The organism is Lacisediminihabitans sp. H27-G8 (genome assembly GCF_046156175.1).
In the GTDB taxonomy this organism is placed as follows: domain Bacteria; phylum Actinomycetota; class Actinomycetes; order Actinomycetales; family Microbacteriaceae; genus Lacisediminihabitans.
Window position 1 is genome coordinate 61,220 of record NZ_JAYLVL010000001.1, and the last position, 16,999, is coordinate 78,218.

Sequence of the window (16,999 nt, forward strand, 5' to 3'; positions counted from 1 at the left end):
GCGACTCACAATGGTGAGGTGAGGCGAAAGGGGGGCCTGGTTGTGAGTCGGAAATCGCGGGAGCCTGCACCCTTGCAGACCGCCATGAGCCAGTCTTCGGTGTCGGACTATGGCAAACGGGGTACGGTATTCGGTTCCCTGATCGGTCTGGTGTTCTTCAGCCTGCTCGCCGGCGTGCTCGTGGCATCCCTCGCCCTGCCGTCGATTCTGGTCGCCAGTCGAGGTGCAAGCGCCTCGATCGGATTCTTCGACAATCTGCCGGGGTATCTCACTATCGATGCGCAGACCCAGCGCAACCAGATCTACGCCCAGCGCGACGGTGCACCCGTCGCCATCGCCACGATCTATGACCAGGATCGCCAGAGCGTGTCCTGGGACGGCGTCTCGAAATTCATCACCGAAGCGACTGTCGCCGGCGAAGACCGCCGGTTCTGGGAGCACGGCGGAGTCGACGTCAAGGCGATCGTGCGCGCGGCGGCGGGCAACCTCGTACACAAGTCGATCACCAGCGGCAGTTCGACCATCGCGATGCAGCTTGTGAAGAACATCCTGATCCAGCGTGCCCTGCGGGTGGACGATCCGGCCAAGAAGAAGAAGGCCTATGCGGCCGCGATCGACGATACTCTCAATCGCAAAGTGCGCGAGATGAAGTTCGCCATCGGCCTCGAGAAGCGGTACTCCAAGAAGGAGATCCTCCTCGGCTATCTGAATATTGCCGGCTTCGGTGGCAACACCTACGGCATCGAATCGGCGGCGCAGAAGTATTTCAGTGTGAGCGCGAGGGACGTCACGCTCCCCCAGGCCGCGAGTCTCATCGCGATGGTGCAGCAGCCGAACGCGCGAAATCTCAGCGACCCCTCGCTCTATGCCGCCAACAAAGAGCGCCGCGACCTGATCCTGTTCGACATGCACGACCTCGGCTACATCGAGGACACCGCCTACCAGGCGGCGTTGGCGACACCGATCGAACCGAAGCTGCGCACGCCCAACAACGGATGCCTCTACGCGGCCGACGCGAAGTTCGCATGCGACTTCGCCCTGCGGCTGGTCCCCACGCTCACCGCCCTCGGCGCCACCGCGGAGGCTCGGGCCGCGGCATGGGCAGCCGGCGGTTACAGCATCTATACGAGCATCGATCTCAACCAGCAGGATGTCGCGCAGAACAATCTCAACGCGAGCGCTCCCCCGGAGGAGTCGCGCTTCGCGCTGGGTGCGGCGGCGGTGGCGGTGCAACCCGGTACCGGCCGCATCGTGGTGATGGCGCAGAACAAGGCCTTCGACAATTCGAAGGACGGCGGTGGGCCGACGACTACCGCCGTCGACTACATGACCGACAAACAGTACGGGGGCTCGATCGGCTTCCAGACCGGGTCGACCTACAAGATCTTCACCTTGACGGAGTGGCTGGAGAAGGGTCATACCCTGAGCGAGGTCGTGAACGGCACAGCCCGACCGTTCAACCTGAGCACGTTCAACGCACGGTGCATCAACTCCGACGGCCAACCGCCGTTCTTCTTCCACAACGACTCCCCGGGCGAGGGCGGGATGATGACCGTCGCGACGGCAACGAAGAATTCGGTCAACCTTGCCTTCCTGTCCATGGCACAGAAGCTCGACGTCTGTGACATCCGGGATACCGCGAAGGCCTACGGCGTCCACCGCGCCGATGGGGCGGAACTCGGCGCCCAGCCCGCGGCGATCATCGGCACCAACGAGATCGCCCCGGTGACGATGGCGGCCGCCATCGCGACCGTCGGCGCCAACGGGATGTACTGCGCGCCGACGATCATCGACAAGGTCGTCGGGCCGGACGGCAAGGATGCCCCGGGGCAGCCCCGCTCCTGCAGCCAGGCGGTCGCACCCAACATCGCCGCGACCGTGGCCTACGCCCTCAGCGCCGTCATGACATCCGGCACCGGCACCGCCGGACGGCCGCGCGACGGTGTGCCGATCGTCGGCAAGACCGGGACCACCGAGGATGCGGCGCAGAACTGGTTGATCGCGACCACCACGAAGATGTCCCTGGCGGTGTGGGTGGGCAACACGGATGGTGGCCACCGCTCCCTCCGCAAGATCACGCTCGCCGGCACCAACGGCTACAACACCAAGTTCAACATCTTCCGCAACACCATGACCTCGCTGAACGCGAATCCGGATTATCGCGGTGGCGCGTTCCCCGCTCCCGATCCGGCTCTCGTCAGCGGACGCGGGACCGCAGCCGCTCAAGCCGCCGCCAAATAGACGCGATCCGAACGGTAGACAGATCGGGTGTTGACCGAGCTCGGTTGCGGGGCTAGCGTTCGAAAGTAGAACGTTCTCAAAGGAGAGACCCCCCATGTTCCGACGCAGCATTGTCGCGCCAGCCCTCATCGCAACCCTTGCCCTCGTGTCGCTGTCGGTCGGCTCGGCTTCCGCTTCCACCGCAGCCACCCCCGCGGCTGAGGCGGCCGGTGCGCCCGGTGCCACGAGCCATCAGGGCCAGTCCCGCAAGGACTGTGTCGGCACCTCGCGCACGACCGACTCCAAGATCTGGTTCACCGTGGCCGGAGGCATCCTCTCCGATGTCTACGCACCCACCCTCGACGCGACCAATGTCGAGACGATGCAGTACCTCGTCACCGACGGATCTTCCTTCACCGACCTGCAGAGCCGGGACACCACGTACACCGTGTCGTCTGATCCCACGGGCACGGTCTGCACGATCACGTCGACCGCGAAGAGCGGTGCCTACCGCTTGGTGAACACCTACCTCACCGACCCTTCGCGCGACAGTGTGGTGGTGCGCACCACCTTCCAGCCGCTCACGAAAGCGGCTCGCAGCTACGCGCTCTACGTGCGTCTCGACGCGAATGCGGGCGGGAACGGCGGCGGTGGCGCTGCCAACGGAGGTGCCGACAGCGCCGTCATCGATACGAGCAGCGGGCAGTCCGTGCCGGTCTCCTTCGACACGAAGACGACGAGCCAGGCCAACCGCACGGCCTATGCCGTGCCCTCCTTTCTCGCTCTCACGGGCGATCGGTCCTTCAGCAGCGCCAGCAGTGGATTCGTCGGAACAGCGAGCGACGGACTCGTCCAGCTCGATTCATCCCACACTCTCGGCCCGGTCACGACGACGGCGACGAACGGCAACGTCGAGCAGACCGTCGGCGTGCAGCGTGACCGCGAGGGCCGAGCCGTGCTCGCGCTCGGATTCGGCACCTCCCAGGCTGCGGCCGTCGCGACGGCGCGAGCGACCGTGAGCTCCTCGCAGGCCCGCCTGACGGCGAGTTACCTCGCCGGTTGGGCTCGCTACGACGCCGGCCTGAAGTTCCCGGTGCTCACGACCCCCGGGCTGACCGGCTCGCAGAGACTGGCCGCGATCAAGAACTATTACCAGTCGGCCAATGTGGTGAAGGCCTCAGAAGACAAGACGTACCCGGGCGCGATCGTTGCCGGATTGGATGCCCCGTGGGGCCAGTCCATCGTGGCGAACGACCCGAACAACCTCTTCGTCGGCGGCTACAAGGAGGTGTTCGCGCGCGACCTCTACGAGGCCTGGACCGCGCTCTACACCGACGGCGATGTCTCCACAGCGCAGGCGACGGTGCGCTACCTGCTGCTGAAGAGCCAGCAGGCGAACGGATCGCAACCCCGCAACTCGCTGCTGGATGGCACCAAGGCCGCCGATGCTTTCAACGACCAACTGGATGAGACGGCGTACCCGATCCTGATGGCACTGCAGTCCGGACTCGCCGGAGACAACACCCTCTGGCCTCGGGTGAAGAGTGCCGCCAACTTCCTCGTGAGCCACGGGCCCAGCTTCGGGGTCGAGCGCTGGGAGGAGCAGACCGGCTACTCCCCCTCCACCATCGCCGCCGAGATCGCGGGGCTCATCGCTGCCGCGACCATCGCCGACCAGCACAACGATCCCGCCAGTGCGCGTGTCTGGAGGGCGACAGCCGACCAGTACCAGCGAACGATCAAGACCTGGGGCGTGACGACGAACGGGCCGCTCTCCAGCTCTCCGTATTTCATCCGGCTCTCCAAGAACGGCGACCCGAATGCCGCGATCAGCTACAACGTGGGCAACGGCGGACCGACGCTCGACCAGCGTGCGGTGGTCGATGCAGGCTTCCTCGAATACGTGCGCCTCGGCATCCTGCCGGCGTCAGACCCGGTGATCCTCAATTCGCTCGCGGTGACGGATGGCACGATCCAGCGCCCCACCGACAGCGGCGCCGGATGGTTGCGCTACAACGGTGACGGCTACGGTGACTGCTTCGTCGGCGCCGGAACGAACTGCACGGTCACCGGCGCCCCCTGGACGAACAACTTCTCCGGAACTGGCCACCCGTGGCCGGTCCTGGGAGCGGAACGGGCGCAGCAGTACCTCGCCCAGGGACAGAAATCCGACGCGTCGTCGGTGCTGGTTTCGATCAACCGGATGAACTCCGGCCCGGGACTCGTGCCGGAGCAGGTGTGGGACCGGGCTGATGTGCCCGCCTCACCGTTCGGTACCGACCCGGCGACGGCATCCATCGGCTTTGTCAATGGCAAGGCGGACGGATCGGCTTCCCCGTTGACCTGGGGATCGGCGTCACAGGTTCGCCTCACGGCAGACCTGTCCGCGGGGCGCAGCCTCGAGCAGCCGGCCCCCGTGCGGGACCGCTATGTGACGCACACGCAGGGCTCGACACCGCTCACGGTCACGGCTCCGGCCGACGGATCTGCGACCGGCGCCACGACAACGGTGAGTGGCACTGCCGCGGCCGGCTCGGCCATCGACATCGCCGACGTGGCGACGGATGCGAATAGTGTCACCACCCTGACACACACGACGGCGGCCGCGGATGGGTCGTTTAGCGTCGACGTCACCTCAGCCGCCGGCACCAACGTCTTCGTGATCACGAGCACGGCGACGAACGGTGGCACCGCGCAGGTGGTGCGCTCGGTGGTGAACGACGTCGTGAACGGCACGCTCGTCTACAGCACCGACGACCCCACCGGTGACGACAACGGGCCGGGCAACTACGCCTATCCGAAGGCCGGCGACTTCCACGCGGGAGCCTTCGACCTCGACCGCTTCCAGGTCTACGACACAGGATCGACAGTCACCTTCCGGGTGCAGACCGCCGACCTCACCCCCACCTTCGGATCGACCAACGGTGCCCAGCTCGTGGATGTCTACGTCGCTATCCCCGGCGCCGCAGCCACCTCCACGGCATCGTCCTACCCGGGGATGAACTACTCGACTCTCACCCCGTGGAGCCGCCTGATCGAGGCGCAGGGGTTCGGAAACAACAGGTTCGTGGATGCCTCGGGCGCTTCGCTCGGCGCCGTGACGGTCGGCGCCAACGCGGTCAGCCGTTACATCACCTTCAGCGTGGACAAGACCGCACTCGGCGGAACGCCCGCGTCCGGATGGGGCTTCACCGTGGCCCTCACGGGCCAGGACGGCACGCATGGTGTGGATCAGACCCGCGCCTTCAGCGCGACGGCCGGTGATTACAGCTTCGGGGTGTGCGCCGTGGCATCGTCGAGCGCCCTGTGTTCCGCCGACCCGAACACCGTGCCGAAGGTGATGGACACGATCGTGCCGTCGGGAGTGTCCCAGGCGACTGAGCTCGACTACACGGCGGGGCCGGTGAAGCTGGCGGCGGTGATTCTGCCTTAGAGAATGCGCGCGCTGTGACGCCGATAGCCGCCCCGGGTGACCGGCTAGGATCTGCGAATGAGGGATTCTCGCAAGATTGTGGGCGTGACGCTCGCGCTGACCACCGTGGTGTCGGTGCTTCTCACCGGATGCGTACTCCAGTCTGAGGGAGACCGTCGCGCGTCTGATCTCATCACCGCGCTGTCCGAGAAGTTCGGCTCCGAAATCACTCCCCCGGAGATCAATACCCGCGATGCCGAGTATCTGGTCGCGACCTCACTGCCTGCGTACCAGTCGGCGTCCGCGGGCGCACCATCGGTCACGGTTGCGCCTCTGAAGTGGAGCGGGAGCACCGGCACTGGCAACGGCGCCCAGATCGAGCTCGAATTCCACGTCGAGGTGCCCTCTCACGCCGCGACCTCGATTGGAGACAGTTCCTACCAGGCCGGAAGTTCGACCCGCTGTTTCCACTATGCCGCGATCGGCTTTCGCTACTACGACACCCTCTCCGTGCACGAGATCCTGTGCCCGCCCGGCGAGCCACGCGCGATTCCCAGCCCGCGACCGCTTCCCGCACTGCCTGCCGACGCGGACACGCGCCTGACGGACGTTCTCACGTCCACAACGGCTGGCTCGCTCACCGCCGATGTGCGTCGAGCGTTTCCCCAAAAATTCATCCGAATCGAGAGCACCGAAGTCACTACCGGTCCGAAAACCGGCGAGCTCGTCGTGGCCATTGGTGTTCCCGCGCAGTTCGACTGCATGGTCGGCGTGCGCGGTGCGAGCGGGGTGACGATCATCCCGTCGTTCGATCGAATTCAGCTCATGCCCGGCGAGGAGGGGTGCACGCCTCAGCTTTACATCAATCCTGCGCGCTAGCGATGGCAGACTGAAGACCATCGACTTCCTCGCACCACTCTTCACGCGAACGGCGCCGGTCGCCGTGCCGTTGCCGGTGCTGCTCGTGATCCTGGCGGTCGCCGCAGTACTCAGTCTGCCGCGGGCAACGTGGCAGTACTTCGGACTCTTCGCGACACTGGTGCACGAACTCGGGCATGCGGTCGCCGCGATCCTCACCGGGCGGGTCGTCCACGGCATCCGCATCCGCCGCAATCACTCTGGTGACGCACTGAGCAGCGGGCGCGGCACGTTCGGCACCGTCGTGAGCGGGGTGTTCGGCTATCCGGCACCCGCCATCGTCGGCGCAGCCCTGCTCTGGAGCGTGTTCAACGGATACACCGCCCTCGCCCTGTTCGCCGGCGGGGTCGTGCTGGTGCTCACGCTGTTGGTGATCCGCAATGCTTTCGGCGCTGTCATCGTGATCGTCTCGGCGGCCACCAGTGCGCTGCTCTGGTTTTTCGCCACTCCCTCCCTGCAGGGCTATGCGCTGCTTGTCATCGGGATCGCCCTGCTCGTCGGCGCGGTGCGGGCTCTCGGAACGGTCATCGGCGTGCACCTGTGGCGCAGGGACCAACTCTCCACCTCGGATGCGTACCTGCTGTATCGCCGCACGGGCATCCCGTCGCCGTTCTGGCTCCTGCTCTTCACCGCGCTGATCGGCGCGAGCTGCGTCTTCGCGGTCTGGTCGTACCTGGGCTCACCGCTGATTGCGTGATCACCGCTCGCGGAGTCACCTTCTCGTGACCACCCGCCGCTGCGCCGACCCCGCCGACCTCGCCTGTTAGGGTTGCCGCGTGAGCGTACGAGTCGAAAAAGTGGACCTGCCGGGGATCGGCACGCGCCACGACGTGATCACCAAGATGGGCCGCCGCATCGGCGTGGTCTCCCATCGGTCGGGAGAGCGCGAACTTGCCCTGTTCGGCATTGACGACCCTGACGAGGCCGTCGATTCCATCGCGCTGACCGACGACGAGGCCGCCGCCCTCGCCGATGTGCTCGGTGCCTCCCTGATGCTCGGGCAACTCGCGGGCATCCGCGAGCAGGCCGCGGGACTGTTCACCGAGCAGCTTCTCATCTCTGCTGGATCGCCCTACGCCGGCGAGGTCCTCGGCGCCACGAAGGCCCGCACCCGCACGCACACCTCGATCGTCGCGATAGTGAGGGGCGCGGATGTCATCCCCTCACCCACCCCGGACACTGCCCTCGCGGCCGGCGACACCATCGTCGCGGTGGGCACCCGCCCCGGGCTCGACGCCCTCGCCCGCGTTCTCACCGACGGCTGATATCCCTTCCGCCGATGCATGACGCCGCCCTGCTCCTCATCGAAGTCGGGGCCGTACTGCTCGGTCTCAGCCTGCTATCACGACTGGCTGACCGCATCGGTATTTCGGCCATCCCGTTCTACCTTCTCGCCGGTCTCGCGTTCGGTGTCGGCGGCTTCGTACCCCTCGATGCCGGTAACGACTTCTTCACCTTCGGGAGCGAGCTCGGCGTGATCCTCCTGCTGGTCATGCTCGGGCTGGAATATTCGCCGACCGAGCTCGTCACCAGCCTGAAGAGCTCCCGGAGCGCGGGAATCCTGGATGCCGTCCTCAACGCCCTGCCCGGCGCGCTCTGTGCCCTCGTGCTCGGGTGGGGCCCGGTGGCCGCCGTCGCACTGGCCGGAATCACGTGGGTGTCATCGTCCGGGGTGATCGCCAAGGTGCTGCGGGACCTGCGTCGACTGGGCAACCGGGAGACGCCGACGATCCTGTCGATCCTGGTGATCGAGGACCTGGCGATGGCGTTCTAACTTCCCGTGCTCTCGGCGCTGGTGATCGGGGCCGGGGTGCTCGCGGGAGCGACCGCGCTGGTCGTCGCCGTGCTCGTGGTCGCGGTGATTCTGTACCTCGCGCTGCGGCACGGACGCATCATCTCCCGGCTCTTCGCAGCCAACCACTCGGAATCGCTCCTTCTCGGCGTGCTCGGACTCACCATGCTCGTGGCCGGCATCGCCCAGGAAGTGAACGTCTCGGCCGCGGTCGGCGCATTCCTGGTCGGGATCGCGCTCTCCGGGCGGGTGGCGCACAACGCGCAGCAGCTCCTGTCTCCGCTGCGCGACCTGTTCGCCGCGGTGTTCTTCGTGTTCTTCGGCCTCTCCACCGAGCCGGCCAGCATCCCTCCGGTGTTGCTGCCGGCCGCGATCCTCGCCGTGGTCACGATCGGAACCAAGACCTTCACCGGCTACCGCGCCGCGGCGGCCGCGGGAATCGGTGTGCCCGGCCGGTGGCGCACCGGATTCGCCCTGACTCCGCGCGGCGAGTTCTCGATCGTGATCGCCGGCCTCGCGGCAGGCTCCGGAATCGAGCCGCGACTCGCCCCGCTCGCGACCGCCTACGTGCTGCTGACCGTGATCGCCGGACCGGTCCTGGCCCGGATGACGGACTCCGCCTGGTTCCGCCGCCGGATCAGCGCCCGGCAGGAAAGGGTGCGAGCGGCCGGGGTCGCGTCGGAGCTGGGCTGATCCCGACGGATCAGGCTTCCACGGGCGCGAACCGGCGCACGCTCCGGCCATCCACGTCGACGTCGCCGAGGAACATCTCGCGAGGCCGTACCCACAGCCCGAACTCCCCGTAGAGCGCGCGGTAGACGACGAGCGACTCCTCGGTCTCCGAGTGCGTTGCCTCCCCGATGACCTCGTACAGGTTGCCCTTGTAGTGCCGGTAGGTTCCGGTGGGGACCGGGGAGGAAGCCTCCGGCGCCGAGCCATCGTGCGTGTCAACCATCCGAGAAGGCTAGCGCCTGCGCACGCGCGGCAGCTGTCGACCGTAGGCTTGGCGCGTGACGGATACTCCTCTCCTCGGCCCCGTCACCGCGCCAGAGCTTCAGGTGATGAGTTTCAACATCCGCCGGAGGATGCCGCGCCTCCTGCCCGGCAATCCGGACCGCTGGGTCAAACGGAGGCCGCTGGTCGCTCGACTGCTCGAGTCGGAGGTGCCGTCGATCATCGGCGTTCAGGAGGCACTGCCCGACCAGGCCGCATTCCTGCGCCATGCCCTCGGCACCCGCTACCGCTCCGTCGGCTACGGACGCAACGCCGACCGAGGCGGCGAAGGATGCCCGCTGTTCTATGACGGTCGACGTCTCGCGATGCTGCAGTGGAAGCAGACCGCCCTCTCGGACACTCCGGACGCCAGCGGTTCGACCACCTGGGGCAACAAGGTTCCTCGCGTGCTCGTCGAGGCCGTCTTTCGCGATCGGGAGACGGGAGTCGAGTTCCGCGTGCTGAACACCCACTTCGACCACCGGTCCCGCAATGCCCGCATCCATTCCGCCACTCGGGTGCGCGAGATCGTCGCGGCCAGCCCCCTACCGGCCCTTGTCACCGGCGATTTCAACACGAGCGTCGGCTCGCTTCCCTACCAGGCCATCACCACCGGGGGGACCCTCGTGGACACCTGGGATGTCGCGTCGGAGCATGTCTCGGAGGCGTGGGGTACCTTCCCCGACTACCGACCCCCTCGACTCGACCACAAGCGAATCGACTGGATTCTCGCGACACCCGGGATCTCGGTGTCCCGCACGGGCGTCAACGTCGCCCGGTTCGACGGTGCCTGGCCCTCGGACCACGCACCCGTGCAGGCGATCGTCACCCTGCCCGTGTGACCCCCAGACGGATCTCGATTTGCGCGGGGTATGGACATCCCTCCCGGAGTGGAGCTAAGCTCGCGGTTCTGTGCCGATCCTCGGCACGCCCCGATGATCTGGAAGTGAGGTGCCTGATGTACGATGTGACCCTGCCCCTCCTGAAGCGCGAGCAGCGCTATTTCCAGCACCTCGCCTAGGCAACCGACGTCATTCGACGCCCCCGCCTCAGTCGAGGCCCGGGGCGTTTTGTCTTTTCGATACTGCAGGTCGAAGAGTCGTCCCTCCCCGGGACCCTCTCCATTTCCACCCCCAGTAGACAGAAAGACTATGAAGAAAATCAACGACCGGCTCCTGAGCTGGGCGAGCATCCTCGACGAAAAGGCAGAGACCCAGGCTCGCACCACTGCCACGATGCCGTTCATCTACCCTCACCTCGCCCTGATGCCGGACGCCCACCTGGGCCTCGGTGCGACAGTCGGATCGGTGATCCCCACCCTGCGTGCGGTGATTCCGGCTGCCGTCGGCGTGGACATCGGCTGCGGCATGATCGCGGTGAAGACCCAGTTCACGAGGTCCCAGCTCGGCGACGACCTGCGCGAGCTCCGGGAGCAGATCGAGCGGGCCATCCCGACCTCGGCCGGCGCGTACAACCGCAAGATCGTCGCGACCGCCGAGCCGCGGATCCGCGAGTTGGAGGCTCTGGCCGAGACCGCCGGATTCGACCCGGAATCGTACGTCGGCAACTGGCGGCTGCAGCTCGGCACTCTGGGCAGCGGTAACCACTTCATCGAGGTCAGCCTCGACGAGACGGATGCCGTCTGGCTGTTCCTGCACTCGGGAAGCCGGGGTATCGGCAACAAGATCGCCCAGAAGCACATCAAGGTCGCGCAGGCGCAGATGAGCACATGGTGGATCACGCTGCCGGACCCCGACCTCGCCTACCTCGTGGAGGGCACCCCCGAATTCGCCCGGTACATCGCCGAGCTGAACTGGGCCCAGCACTTCGCCCTGCTCAACCGGGAGGAGATGATGGATCGGGTCATCCGCCAGGTGAACGAGTGGATGGGGATCGCCGTAGTCGAGCAGGAGCGGATCAACTGCCACCACAACTTCACGCAGAAGGAGACTCATTTCGGCAAGAGCGTCTGGCTCTCCCGGAAGGGGGCGATCTCTGCGAGGAAGGGCCAGTTGGGTCTGATCCCGGGTTCGATGGGCACCGCCTCCTACGTGGTGGAGGGGCTCGGAAACCCGGTCGCGCTCGAGTCGAGCCCGCACGGGGCCGGCAGGAACTACTCGCGGAGTGCGGCTCGCAAGACCTTCACTCACGAGCAGCTCCGGGAGGCGATGGTGGGCATCGAGTACCGGGACACCGAGGCCTTCCTCGATGAAATCCCGGCGGCCTACAAGCCGATCGACCAGGTGATGGCCGATGCATCCGACCTCGTGTCGATCGTGCACACGCTGCACCAGATCGTGAACGTGAAGGGCGACTAGCGCCGCGGATGTCGCGTTCCGGAGGAGACTCCGGGACGCGGCATCCGCAGCCGACGTTCCGTCGCCATCGGCTCGCCGCACGTCGGAGGTTTCGCAGCTCCCAACAGGGGAACGGAAGTGAAATCGCGACCGAACAGGGGCCGATCTTGACCGGGGAGATCAGCACGAAACCGTCGTCTGCCCGCTCCCGGTGATTGTTGCGGCAAAGCAGATGGTGAAGTCGACAGAGCAGAACGCCGTTCGGGACAGTGGTTGCCTCAGTAGAGGTCGAACTTGCCTATCCGGTGGTGCACGCGCTCGATATCGCAGGCTCGAATCCAAGGCTGAGGTGGCCTACGAAACAGCGGACGAAGGACGCTGCGTTCACGGGCGGCTACGACATTGTTGTCGACCCACCCTAAAAACTGCCCGAGCGTGATGCGACGCCCATGCAACCAAGGCGTGAATACGACCCATGCCAAGAACCCCAACGGAATCACGATCCACAAGAGGATTCCCCGGACGAACAATAGCGCGAGCCCCGGGATCACCCCGATGGCTTCCCTACTCGGGGCTGAATCGGTGGACTCGATCACGGACTCAACATATCGACATTGCAGGCTCACCTTGACTAAGCGACCGCCCAAGCTGGCAGGGACCACCAACAAACGATACGACTGTGGGTCGCCGTTCTTCGCTGCCGGTGCGCGCTACCGTGTACCCATGAGTGAGCGCCGTCGCACCGCCGTGGGACCCGTGCTCGTCGTGATCGCGCTGGCCGTGGCATCAGCGGTGGTGCTGATTCCCCAGCTCGCCAGCACTGACAGCGGGTCGCCGATCGTGCCTGAGGCATCACGGGCACCGGATACTTCCTCGCCCTCGGTCGCACCGATCCCCACCGAGCAAGGCCGGGTCACCCACCTCGTGGATGGTGACACGCTCGATGTCTCCCTTCGCGGGGTGCGCACGCGCATCCGGCTGCTCAACGTCGACACGCCTGAGACGGTCAAAGACAACACGCCCGTGCAGTGCATGGGGCCGGAGGCATCCGCTCGACTGAAGCAGTTGACGCCGGTGGGATCGACGATCGGGCTGGTCTTCGACGTGGAAAGGGTGGACCAGTACGGACGCACGCTGGCGACGGTAGTCACGGCGAGCGGGCAGAACGTGAGCGAGGTGCTGGCCCAGGAGGGGCTGGGGCGCGCTGTGCGCTACGGCCAGAACGTGGCGGGATATGCGACCGTGCAGGCGGCAGTGGCGCGCGCCAAGGACGCGAGGCTCGGGTTGTGGTCGGGGGCGTGCGGATAGTGCGTTCCCCGACGCCCGACAGGGCCTTGCGGACGAGCCCTAAGCGCTAGGCGACCATCTCGGCGCTGCGTTCCCACAGCGCTGAAGCGAGCTGCGCGTCATCCGCTTGCCGGTTGGTGCGTCCGGGCTTGCGCTTGATGTAGTACTCGCCTGGCGTCCAGTCAGCGCCGGGGTTGGTCGTCGCCAGCCAGACCAGGGTGTCGGCACCCTTCTCGTTCGAGATCAGGGTGTGGCGCAGGATGCTGCGATAGATCACGCGCAGCGGGCTGGTCGATTCGCTGGCGAAGTTCGATGCGACGACTCCGGGATGGAATGCTGCCGTGCTGATGCCGTCCGCGCCGAAGCGGCGGTCGAGTTCCTTGGTGAACAGGATGTTGTCGAGCTTGGCATTGCTGTACGCCTTGCCCGCACTGAACTGGGCAGCCAGGTCCAGGTCATCGATGTCGATGTTTCCGCTCAGGTTCGCGACGCTCGAGGTGTTGATGACACGCGCCCGGCTCTCGACCAGGCGGTCCATCAGCAGGGTGGTGAGCAGGAACGGCGCGAGGTGGTTCACCTGCAGGGTGAGCTCGTGGCCGTCCTCGGTGACGGTGCGGTCCCCGAAGATGCCGCCGGCGTTGTTGGCGAGCACGTCGATGCGCGGGTAGCGCTCGCGCAGCTCGGCGGCAAGGCGGCGCACCTCGCTGAGCTTCGAGAAGTCGGCGACGAAGTACTCGGCGCCGAGGGAATCCGCCACCCTCTTCGTCTTCTCGGCAGAACGGCCTACGATGACGACAGTGTGGCCGCTAGCGGCGAGGGCTCGGGCGGCTGCGGCTCCGATTCCATCGCTGGCTCCGGTGATGATCATGGTTTCGGGCATTGTCGATTATCACTCGACGCGGCTGGGTGTTCGCACCGCCGGGATCGGAGTCGTGCGCCCGCTCGGAGCCGAGGCTGCGCGAAGCCGAGGGCCGTCGAAGCACAGCGCCGTCGACGCTCTACCTGCTGGAAGCTCAGCCTGCTGGAAGCTCAGCTCGCGAAGTTCAGCCCGCGGCTGGCGCACCCAGCGCCTGAAGCGCCCGCGCCCAGTAGTTGACCTGGGCAGCGGTAGTGGCGAGGACGACCATCTCCCGCTCGGTGAAGGAAGCGCGCAACAATTCGCCGAATCCGTGCGGGAAGGCGAGGGGCGTCGCGGAGGCCAGCCGGGCGTATTCGACAGCGAGTCGCTCGGCAGGGGTGAGGGAGGGCACTTCGTCGAGAGGGCGGCGTCCCTGCACGGCCGCGAGTTCGTCATCCGAGATCAGTTTCTCCCAGCCGTTGGAGTTCATACCCATACAGAACGGACACTCGACGGCGAACGAGACCGCAAGGCGCACCAGCTTGAGCATTCGCTCGGTGACCCGCCCGTCGTGGTGGGCGACGAGGGATTCGAGGATGCCGGAGCCGATTGCCGCCCGCGGATACCAGCTGAGGAGCCGCGGGCCAAGGAGGCGCTGTCCCGCGGAGCGTTCGGCGACCCACAGGCCGACACGGAGGTAGAACGGAATTCGCCGGGGCGGCGTGATGAAGGCGCTCACGATGCGACCGGACAGGTGCGCACTATTCCTGCGGATCGGTGATGTCGCCCGTCGCCACTGCCGGGCGCACGGTGTGCGTCGTGCCGAGCTGGTCGGCCAGCGCTTGGCCCTCTTCGATCGCCTCTTCCTTGCTGGTGTAGCTCTCGCTGCGTTCCGGCTCGCCGATCACCCGGTTCACCCACTGGCCGTCTTTGTCCATGGTTTCCACGTCGCCCTTAGTCATGTCTCTAGAGTGCGCCCCGCGGATGGTTCGTGCCAGTTCTTTTCAGGATGCGCGGGTCTCGATTGGCGCCGTGGGCGGCGCTACTCGACCGGCAGGGCGAGCATCGCCTCGGCGGTGAGCGCCACCGAGCGGAGCCGGTCCTCGATGTCCCGCGACTGGTGTGCCGTCATCAATTCGTCCGCCTGTACAGAGGCCGCGAACTCCCCGAGGAAGTTGCGTACCTCCGAGGGGGTGCCGACGGCCGAGTAGCGCATCATGTTGGCGATGTTCCGCCCCTCGGGAGTGGTGAGGAAGGCATCGATCTGTTCGTCGGTGTAGTCGATCGCGGAGGGTCCACGGGCGATCAGGCTGCGCACCCGCGCGCGTCGGGTGGTCTCGAACTGCAGCCGGGCATCCGCTTCGTCTTCCGAGGCGATCACATTGACCGCCGCGATCGCGTAGGGCTCCTGCAACTGACGCGAGGGCCGGAATTCGCTGCGATAGAGCGCCATCGCCTCGTGGAGGGCATCGGGGGCGAAATGCGAGGCGAACGCATACGGCAAACCGAGCGCGGCCGCGAGTCGGGCGCCGAAGAGCGAAGATCCGAGGATGTAGAGCGGCACATCCGTTCCCCCGCCGGGAACGGCCTGCACGCCGGGCACTATCGACTCGCCGCGCAGGAAGGCCTGAAGTTCGAGCACGTCCTCGGGAAACTGGTCCGACGACCGGGGGTCGCGCCGCATCGCTCGCGCCGTGTTCTGATCGCTGCCGGGTGCGCGTCCGAGTCCGAGGTCGATACGTCCGGGGTGGAGTTCTGCGAGCGTCCCGAACTGCTCCGCGATCGTCAGTGGAGAGTGGTTCGGCAGCATCACGCCCCCGGAGCCGAGTCGGATGGTCGAGGTGTGATCGGCGACATGGCCGATGAGCACACTGGTGGCGGATGACGCGATCGTGGGCATGTTGTGGTGCTCGGCATACCAGACCCGGGTGTAGCCGTTCGCTTCGGCGGCCTGCGCGAGGCGAACACTGCTGGCGAAACTGTCCCGGACGCTCTGCCCGGGGGCGATCGGAGCGAGATCGAGGATGGAGAGGGGGATGGTCATACTGTCGGCAACGCATCTCGGAGGCGATTCGTTCCCGCCCGCGGACGATTCGTCTCCGATGGCGGATGTTCCGGCCTCGGGTGGCGGGCGCTATTCGACCACCGGGAGGGAATCCCGCGCCAGCATGGTCGCGCCGGCGACGGCCGCGGGCATGATCACGATCGCGGCGAAGGGCACCAGGAAGAGCAGGTAGGTCAGCACCCCGAACCCCAGGGTTCGTGACCGGCGGGCGGCGAGCATCCGTCGTCGGCCCGCGAGGTCTATTCCGCGGGAATCGAAGGCGAATCCGCTGAGCTCGACCGCGAGAAACCAGCCGCCGACGAACGCACCGAGCACGGGCACCACGGTTTGTCCGATGATCGGGATGAGCCCGCCGGCGAAGAGCAGCAGGCCGAGGAGTGCGGTCGTGATGAAGAGTCGGAGGCCGCCGAGCACCGAACGCCACCACGGCATGCCGTCTTCGCCGGGATCGGACGCGAAAGACTTCTCCGTGGCGCGCCAGATCCGTTCGTAGAAGGGATCGCCAACGGCCAGGGTCACCGCTGCGAACGTGAAGACCGCGAGCAACACCACTCCCCCGATCACCGCAACCGATCCGAGCACGCGCATGTCAGTGCGCCAGGGCTCCGTCCACCCCTGCGCGAACGGCGTCGCCCAGGCGGCGATCGCATCGAGATTGAGCGCGACGAGCACGATTCCCGTGGCGTAGAGGGCGCCGACGACGACTGCGGGGATCGCACCGAGGAGCATCAGCCGGGGTGAAGTGATCCAGAGGCGAAGGCCGCGACCGAGATATCCCATCCCCGAGAAGAACGACCTCACCGGCGAGCCCGCGGGATTCGCGGCCGCACGAGCGCGTGACTGGAGGAGATCAGCTGTTCGACCAGGTCGTCCTCGACCGAATTATCGAGACGGATCGTGATCCAGTGCTTCTTGTTGAGGTGGTAGCCGGGGATGATCGTGGGGAACTCCGCCCGCAGAGCGATGCTCTCCTCTGGATCGCACTTGAGGGTCACGTCGAACGAGTCGGAGCCCAGCGCCGAGAGGGCGAAGATCTTGCCGTTGCCGCTGGTCTTGAACACCGAGGTCTCTTCGCCGAACGGGAAGGTCTCGGTGGCCTGGGGCAACGAAAGGCAGAATTCGCGCAGGGAATCCGGGGTCATGGCTTCGACCCTACCCATCGATGTGCACTCTCAGG

At 66.4% G+C, this 16,999-nt stretch carries 16 protein-coding genes and 1 pseudogene; 9 read left to right on the top strand and 8 right to left on the bottom strand.

Annotated features, from left to right (window positions below; genetic code table 11):
- Positions 1-84: 84 nt before the first annotated feature.
- The 6 genes and pseudogenes from VLI63_RS00285 (at position 85) to VLI63_RS00310 (ending at position 9,035) form a co-directional block, all read left to right on the top strand.
- On the top strand, positions 85-2,241 hold the full coding sequence (locus VLI63_RS00285; RefSeq protein ID WP_409154923.1) for a transglycosylase domain-containing protein: 2,157 nt from the start codon (positions 85-87) through the stop codon (positions 2,239-2,241).
- Positions 2,242-2,335: 94 nt separating this feature from the next.
- Positions 2,336-5,653, top strand: coding sequence for a glucodextranase DOMON-like domain-containing protein (locus tag VLI63_RS00290; protein WP_409154924.1), 3,318 nt, complete (start codon positions 2,336-2,338; stop codon positions 5,651-5,653).
- 57 nt (positions 5,654-5,710) lie between these two features.
- Positions 5,711-6,511 carry a hypothetical protein gene (locus VLI63_RS00295; protein WP_409154925.1) on the top strand — a complete coding sequence of 267 codons (801 nt, stop codon included), beginning with the start codon at positions 5,711-5,713 and terminating at the stop codon, positions 6,509-6,511.
- Positions 6,512-6,575: 64 nt separating this feature from the next.
- On the top strand, positions 6,576-7,247 hold the full coding sequence (locus VLI63_RS00300; protein ID WP_409154926.1) for a M50 family metallopeptidase: 672 nt from the start codon (positions 6,576-6,578) through the stop codon (positions 7,245-7,247).
- Between the two features lie 79 nt (positions 7,248-7,326).
- On the top strand, positions 7,327-7,815 hold the full coding sequence (locus VLI63_RS00305) for a cation:proton antiporter regulatory subunit (RefSeq protein WP_409154927.1): 489 nt from the start codon (positions 7,327-7,329) through the stop codon (positions 7,813-7,815).
- Between the two features lie 14 nt (positions 7,816-7,829).
- Positions 7,830-9,035, top strand: a pseudogene (locus VLI63_RS00310) (cation:proton antiporter).
- 10 nt (positions 9,036-9,045) lie between these two features.
- Here the strand turns inward: VLI63_RS00310 and VLI63_RS00315 are convergent.
- Complete coding sequence (locus VLI63_RS00315) at positions 9,046-9,297, bottom strand: DUF1653 domain-containing protein (RefSeq protein ID WP_409154928.1); 252 nt, start codon at positions 9,295-9,297, stop codon at positions 9,046-9,048.
- Positions 9,298-9,352: 55 nt separating this feature from the next.
- Between VLI63_RS00315 and VLI63_RS00320 the strand changes: the two genes are divergently transcribed.
- A complete protein-coding gene (locus VLI63_RS00320) occupies positions 9,353-10,177 on the top strand; it encodes an endonuclease/exonuclease/phosphatase family protein (protein ID WP_409154929.1) in 825 nt (274 codons plus the stop codon).
- A gap of 309 nt (positions 10,178-10,486) precedes the next feature.
- Positions 10,487-11,653 (top strand): RtcB family protein, encoded by a 1,167-nt coding sequence (locus tag VLI63_RS00325; RefSeq protein WP_409154930.1) that lies wholly within the window; start codon positions 10,487-10,489, stop codon positions 11,651-11,653.
- A gap of 257 nt (positions 11,654-11,910) precedes the next feature.
- Here VLI63_RS00325 and VLI63_RS00330 read toward each other — a convergent pair whose 3' ends face one another.
- Positions 11,911-12,228: a hypothetical protein gene (locus VLI63_RS00330; protein WP_409154931.1), complete on the bottom strand. Its 318-nt coding sequence runs from the start codon at positions 12,226-12,228 to the stop codon at positions 11,911-11,913.
- A 127-nt stretch (positions 12,229-12,355) separates the two neighbouring features.
- Between VLI63_RS00330 and VLI63_RS00335 the strand changes: the two genes are divergently transcribed.
- Positions 12,356-12,940, top strand: coding sequence for a thermonuclease family protein (locus VLI63_RS00335; RefSeq protein WP_409154932.1), 585 nt, complete (start codon positions 12,356-12,358; stop codon positions 12,938-12,940).
- Between the two features lie 46 nt (positions 12,941-12,986).
- Here VLI63_RS00335 and VLI63_RS00340 read toward each other — a convergent pair whose 3' ends face one another.
- The 6 genes from VLI63_RS00340 to VLI63_RS00365 form a co-directional block, all read right to left on the bottom strand.
- A complete protein-coding gene (locus VLI63_RS00340) occupies positions 12,987-13,799 on the bottom strand; it encodes an SDR family NAD(P)-dependent oxidoreductase (RefSeq protein WP_409154933.1) in 813 nt (270 codons plus the stop codon).
- A 163-nt stretch (positions 13,800-13,962) separates the two neighbouring features.
- Complete coding sequence (locus VLI63_RS00345; RefSeq protein WP_409154934.1) at positions 13,963-14,496, bottom strand: carboxymuconolactone decarboxylase family protein; 534 nt, start codon at positions 14,494-14,496, stop codon at positions 13,963-13,965.
- Between the two features lie 22 nt (positions 14,497-14,518).
- Positions 14,519-14,719 carry a DUF2188 domain-containing protein gene (locus tag VLI63_RS00350; RefSeq protein WP_409154935.1) on the bottom strand — a complete coding sequence of 67 codons (201 nt, stop codon included), beginning with the start codon at positions 14,717-14,719 and terminating at the stop codon, positions 14,519-14,521.
- Between the two features lie 80 nt (positions 14,720-14,799).
- Complete coding sequence (locus VLI63_RS00355; RefSeq protein ID WP_409154936.1) at positions 14,800-15,801, bottom strand: LLM class flavin-dependent oxidoreductase; 1,002 nt, start codon at positions 15,799-15,801, stop codon at positions 14,800-14,802.
- A gap of 90 nt (positions 15,802-15,891) precedes the next feature.
- A complete protein-coding gene (locus VLI63_RS00360) occupies positions 15,892-16,623 on the bottom strand; it encodes an EI24 domain-containing protein (RefSeq protein ID WP_409154937.1) in 732 nt (243 codons plus the stop codon).
- Positions 16,620-16,964 carry an MmcQ/YjbR family DNA-binding protein gene (locus tag VLI63_RS00365; RefSeq protein ID WP_409154938.1) on the bottom strand — a complete coding sequence of 115 codons (345 nt, stop codon included), beginning with the start codon at positions 16,962-16,964 and terminating at the stop codon, positions 16,620-16,622. The genes VLI63_RS00360 and VLI63_RS00365 overlap by 4 nt, the downstream gene beginning before the upstream one ends.
- Positions 16,965-16,999: the final 35 nt, after the last annotated feature.